The 6,000-nt window shown below is 41.1% G+C and carries 6 protein-coding genes and 1 other annotated feature; of the genes, 1 reads left to right on the forward strand and 5 read right to left on the reverse strand.

The window, feature by feature from the left end; translation table 11 throughout:
- Window positions 1-30: 30 nt before the first annotated feature.
- Window positions 31-237 (reverse strand) — a binding site (T-box leader).
- Between the two features lie 114 nt (window positions 238-351).
- Window positions 352-1,416, forward strand: a complete 1,065-nt coding sequence (ytvI, locus tag CALPO_RS0106110; RefSeq protein ID WP_026486540.1) for a sporulation integral membrane protein YtvI — start codon at window positions 352-354, stop codon at window positions 1,414-1,416.
- A gap of 27 nt (window positions 1,417-1,443) precedes the next feature.
- Here ytvI and CALPO_RS13395 read toward each other — a convergent pair whose 3' ends face one another.
- From CALPO_RS13395 to CALPO_RS0106135, 5 genes are all read right to left on the reverse strand, one after another.
- Window positions 1,444-2,214, reverse strand: coding sequence for a sugar phosphate isomerase/epimerase family protein (locus CALPO_RS13395; protein ID WP_051585859.1), 771 nt, complete (start codon window positions 2,212-2,214; stop codon window positions 1,444-1,446).
- 28 nt (window positions 2,215-2,242) lie between these two features.
- Window positions 2,243-3,607, reverse strand: coding sequence for a PFL family protein (locus CALPO_RS0106120; RefSeq protein WP_026486541.1), 1,365 nt, complete (start codon window positions 3,605-3,607; stop codon window positions 2,243-2,245).
- Window positions 3,608-3,615: 8 nt separating this feature from the next.
- The gene (locus tag CALPO_RS15335) at window positions 3,616-4,059 is read right to left on the reverse strand and encodes an ACT domain-containing protein (protein ID WP_084295186.1); all 444 of its coding nucleotides are present in this window, start codon (window positions 4,057-4,059) and stop codon (window positions 3,616-3,618) included.
- Between the two features lie 87 nt (window positions 4,060-4,146).
- A complete protein-coding gene (locus tag CALPO_RS0106130) occupies window positions 4,147-4,536 on the reverse strand; it encodes a hypothetical protein (RefSeq protein WP_026486543.1) in 390 nt (129 codons plus the stop codon).
- 40 nt (window positions 4,537-4,576) lie between these two features.
- A complete protein-coding gene (locus CALPO_RS0106135; protein WP_026486544.1) occupies window positions 4,577-5,701 on the reverse strand; it encodes a ParM/StbA family protein in 1,125 nt (374 codons plus the stop codon).
- Between the last annotated feature and the right edge of the window lie 299 nt (window positions 5,702-6,000).

Here is a 6,000-nt window from a genome sequence, read left to right on the forward strand (position 1 = left end):
CTGATTTTCAATTAAAAAAGATCTCACCCACTAAGGGACGAGATCTCCCGCGTTGCCACCCTAATTGGCTTAACATCAGCTAAGCCCTCTTTACGCATAACGGAACTCTCCGTTTGCACCTACTAGATTCAGCGCAAATGCTCCAGAACGGACTTCAATACAGCCAGCACCTGTTCGCACCGACCACAGGCTCTCTTAAACCGCGCTGTATCTACTTCTTTCCTTCATCGCATTTAACCGTATCAACTTAAACTATATAATATCATAAACATAATTTTTGTCAATATTCATCTCGAAATAAAGCGCTGCTTTTGGTATAATAAAAATATCCTACGCAAAAGGAGTGTTTCAATGGACAAAGACAAATACACACAGCTATATCATAGATATATGGTTTACGTTATCATCGCATTTGTCACATACCTGATTTTGTTTAAACTATTGCCCGCTCTATTGCCTTTCATAGTCGCCGCGATTCTCGCCATCGTCATCGATCCTGCAGTGGAATTCCTGGAAAAGAAATTAAAAATACCCCGTGGACTCGCAGTAGCCGTAACCATGCTATCTATATTCGGGTTTATCCTGTTTTTAATCGCCATAGCCACAACCCAGATAATATCAGAACTTCAGCGGTTGCTGGGGATACTTCCTGCATACTTTAACTCAGCCAGCAAGGACTTAAACACCATGATCTTAAATATCCAGGATCTTTACGCAGGATTGCCTAAAAACGTCACCGACATTATTCAAAGCAATATAGGCAATGTGGTCAACACATTGTACGGGATAGCAAAAGCCAGTATAAACTATACGATAAACCTATTTAGCAATATCCCTCATATGTTTATGATATCCATGATCACATTAATCGCCACTTTTTTCATGAGTAAAGACAAAAACATTATAGTGCCTTTTTTATTAAAGCAAATACCTAAAAAGTGGGCTGCAAACACCCACAACATAAAAACAGACCTGTTTAAAACGCTATTTGGGTTTTTAAGAGCAGAGTTGACCATAATCCTTTTGACATTCATTGAGTGTTCCATCGGTTTACTGATCATAGGATTTGATTACGCGTTTTTAATGGGGTTAATCGTGAGCGTTGTAGATGCCCTTCCTATTATAGGAAGCGGTTCTGTCTTAATTCCATGGGCTCTTATAGTGATATTTATATACAAAAATGTAAAGGTAGGAATATACCTGATAATACTGTACGCGATAATAATAATCTTAAGGCAGTTAATGGAACCCCATATCGTAGGCAGCAGCATAGGACTTCACCCTCTTGTCACGCTGTTGAGCATGTATCTAGGACTTAAGTTTATGGGTTTTATCGGATTGTTTATGGGGCCAGCTATAGTGATACTCGTTAAAACCATGCAAAAAGCAGGCCTTATACCGTCATTTAAAACGTAAAAAAGCGCCGCTGACACGGCGCTTTTGTCATCTGGCGTTCTTTATACCTACTCCTGCAGCGCTGAGGTTTTTGCAGCTGATTTGCGCGCTCTCCAATGGCGACTTTTCAAAATCCTCCTGTTCCACGATATACCACTCAATTCCCAATTCTCCAGCGGCATTGAATATATCCCTAAAGTTAATTGTGCCGTTTAAAATCTCGGTATCTTTACCTGTTTTTTCATCCAGGTCTTTCAGGTGGATTATCGGCAACCTACCAGCGTACTTTTTTACGTAAGCCACAGGATCTTCACCGCCTTTTTTAACCCAATACGTGTCTATCTCCGCTTTTACATACTGCGGGTCTGTCAACTCAAAAAATATGTCTAATGCGTATTTTTCGCCTATCCTCTTGAACTCGTGGGCGTGGTTATGGTAACAAAAAACAAATCCGTTTTCGGTCAGCTTTTTGCCTATTGCGTTGACTTTATCAGCAAGCCTTTTAAACTCCTCCATATCTTTAATTTCGTCAAGCTGCAAGTAAGGACACGTTATGTACCTGCTGCCTATCACCTTGTTGTACTCAATTACCCCATTCAGGTCATTGTCCAGAGCATTAAAACTTACGTGAGATCCAGCCGACGTAAGCCCAAAGTTATTCAAATGCCTTTTTAATTCTTCAGCCGTGAGATCTCCATATCCTGCAAATTCCACACCATCATAGCCCATTTCAGCGACTTTTTTCAGCGTGCCCACAAAATCTGCTGGCATAACATCCCTTAAAGTATACAATTGAAGTCCCAATGGCAACCTGCTCATAAAACACATCTCCTTTTTAATATTTTGATCAATTATTCAAGCTGTGAATAGGTGCAGGAATCCTCCCACCCCTTTTCACAAACACCTCTGGCGAAAACTCGCTTACTTCCATAACCGGCGCTTTACCTAAAAGACCGCCAAATTCAACCCATTCACCTACTTTTTTACCGGGCACAGGTATAACCCTGACCGCTGTAGTCTTTTTATTTACAACCCCTATAGCCATTTCGTCAGCTATAATGCCAGCTATAGTATAAGGTGAGGTGTCTCCAGGTATTGCTATCATATCCAGCCCCACAGAGCAAACACACGTCATGGCTTCCAATTTTTCTATTTTAAGTGCCCCTGCGCTCACAGCGTCAATCATTCCCGCGTCTTCACTGACAGGTATAAAGGCACCGCTTAGACCACCTACATACGATGTAGCCATAACCCCGCCTTTTTTCACAGCGTCATTTAACAGAGCCAGCGCTGCTGTAGTCCCTGGTGCTCCACATCGCTCCAGCCCCATAGCCTCAAGTATATTTGCTATGCTATCCCCCCTGGCTGGAGTAGGAGCCAAAGACAAATCTATAATGCCAAAGTGACTCTCAAGCCTTTGGGCAGCTATTCTTCCTATGAGTTCTCCGGCCCTCGTTATCTTAAACGCAGTCTTTTTTATAGCCTCCGCCAATTCTCCAAAATCCGCATCAGGCCCTAACCTTTCCACCACCCGATGTACCACACCGGGTCCGCTAATGCCCACGTTTACCGTGCTCTCAGGCTCTCCAATCCCATGAAACGACCCAGCCATGAAAGGATTGTCCTCCGGGGCATTAGCAAATACAACCAGCTTCGCACAGCCAATGCCGTCCTTATCTGCGGTGAGAGCAGCCGTTTCCTTGATGATGTTACCCATGATCAAAACTGCGTCCATATTGATACCAGATCTGGAAGTGGCCACATTCACAGAGGAACATACCCTCTCGGTCTCAGACAAAACTTCAGGAATGGATCTTATAAGGGTTATATCACCGCTGGTGAACCCTTTGTGCACCAGTGCCGAATAGCCTCCAATAAAGTTCACACCTATCTCCTGAGAAGCCCTGTCCATGGCCTCAGCTATGGCTTTAAAGCCTTCTAAATCAAATCCATCTCCTATTATAGAGATAGGCGTAACAGATACCCTTTTGTTAACAATAGGGATACCGTACTCGCTCTCCAGGTCCTCTGCAACCTTTACCAGATTCTCAGCAAGCCTGGTTATTTTATCGTACACAGCCTCGGCGGTAGCTCGAGGATCGCTTTTTCTGCAATCATTTAAATTTATACCCAGCGTAATAGTCCTTATATCCAAATTCTCGGCCTGTACCATCCTTATGGTTTCCGTAATCTCCTGAAATGCAATAGCCATTTTATCACCTATATTCTCTGCATGTAATTGAAAATAGCTTGCTTTTGGGCGTCAATTTTAACCCCTATTTTCTCGCCTAATTGACTTAAATCTTTTTTCAGTTGATTGAAATCCTTAGAGCACAAACTTACGTCAACAACCATTATCATGGTAAAAAGCCCGTTGATGAGAGTCTGGTTTATGTCCAATATGTTGACATTGCAATCAGCAAGCATTCTCGCTACCGATGCTATTATGCCTATCTTATCCCTTCCTACAACAGAGATAACCACATGGTCTTCATCTTTTCTGCCTTCCTCGGGGTTTACAACACATTCCCCACCGACATATACCGTTTTAAAATTATTTTTCGCCCATGACTTTGCATCAGCTGTGATGATAGTTCCTTCCGGATACTTTATCGTATCACCCGTTTCTCCCTTTATTACTTCTAGTGTAACAACCTTTTCCATCTTTTTCACCCTAAAATAAAATTTCTTAGAACTCTATAGACAGAAGTTATTATAACATATCAAAAAATAGATTTAAATAAAAATTTTCTACTTGATTATGCTCTTAATAGCGTTAAACAAATCATTTCCCTTCCTGTCTTTTTGAATTGTCTTATCTTTCATAGCGACGCCAAACACTTCATCGTAAAGTTCATCTCCGACGGATTTGTCGGACCTGTCCGACGATATATTCTCTTTATGGAAGAAAACAGCCTTATTTTCATTACTCTCCGAGTCAGACAAAAGGGAGTTAAAAAGCAACTGAACCAATTCAGGTCTACCGTATTTCTCTAAATGAGCAAAGGCAGTAATCAGATTTAATACGCTTTTGCTCCTGTTTTCCTGTTTATTTAGCCAATCCAAAGCCAATTTATCAACATCTGCGGTTATTCTTATTGACAACCTATCTCCTATTTTTATATTGTTTTTCTTACCCATCTACAGCAACCCCTGTGACGCAAATGGCCTTTACCACAGATTATCCTTGTTTTGAAATAGCCGCTTCTTCTTCAAACACTTCCTTTTTCTCATCTTCTCCCGAAGCCGTTAAAAATGATATGCTTTTGAGATAACCTTCCGCATTGGCCATCAATGGATTTTCCGCAAATTCTAATCTAGAAAAGTGGAGGTATTTGTCCAGATAATTCCTCAATGTAATAGCCCCGCCTCCTACGATAAAGGTGGTATACACATCGCTTATATTTATGCCTCGCATATCCAGTTCCTTGTATATTTGATTAGCCATAACGCGAGTGAAATCCTCAAAGTGCTTTTCAGCCATCTCCGCAAGCTGTATCTTATTTCCCCCAAATTCTATAACGCCATACCTACGCAAAAAATAATCTAATTTATGCCTGCTGGTCTCATAACCGTAGTTGTTCTTTAAATCCAGGAGAATGCTGTTCAGCGGATCTGCAATGCCTTTGTTTATACCGAAAAAGCCTTTGCCGACAAATGTCCCATTTTCCATCGTAGACACGTCCACAGTAAGGCTACCTATATCGATTATCAATATGAGCTTATCCCTCAGGTGCTCGTACTTTTCTTTAAAATGACCTTTTTCATCGTAAAGGATGCTAAGGGCAGCACTGGTTCCCTCGGGTATTATCTCAACCCTGTCTATTACCAGCGTTATCTGAGCTCCATTGAAATTAGGGCTATGAAAAGTCACTTTATGAGTGCCTTTTAGCCGCGATTTAAATAAATCCTGCAACCTATCGTTAAAATACTCTTCTGTAGGAAGTCCTGCACCTAACGTCACGTATTCTTTTTTAACCGGGTTATTTTCGTCGTACAGAGAGTACGCCAATGATGTAAGAACCATTATGTACGTTATATCGCTTTCCGCTTTGGTTTCTCCCCTGCTCTTTTCTATCATATCCCCTCTATTCTCTTTAAAGGCCAGTCCCCCTACAAAATACCTTCCCATTTGCCGCCCTTTGCTTTCAATTGAAACATCCAATAAATTTATTAGATGACCCGCTTCTTGGCCAAATACCCTCCTGTTGTAACCCGCTGACACCAGGTTCATTATATTGAATTCACTGTCTTTTGTCTTTACCTTTACGCTATCGTTGCCTATGTCCACGCCTATCAATTTCATCCTCTTACACCCTCCATTTTTAAGATTTATACTTTATATACATAATGTTCTACAAATGTTTTAATTTTCCTGCATTGAAGATTAAAATGTCATATTTTTTTTTAGCGTGTGACACAGACAACAGGAATAAAAAGGCCAAATACACGTATGACTATCTCTATCGTCCGACATGTCAGACATATTTGTTTACCAAAATAAAAAAAGCACCTGTTTTCCAGATGCTCTTAACCTTGCCAGGATAAAGGGGGGTGGGTATAAGGTCAAGGCCTCGACCTATTAGTACTTACCAGCTTAAAGCA

This window comes from Caldanaerobius polysaccharolyticus DSM 13641 (assembly GCF_000427425.1).
GTDB lineage: Bacteria > Bacillota > Thermoanaerobacteria > Thermoanaerobacterales > Caldanaerobiaceae > Caldanaerobius > Caldanaerobius polysaccharolyticus.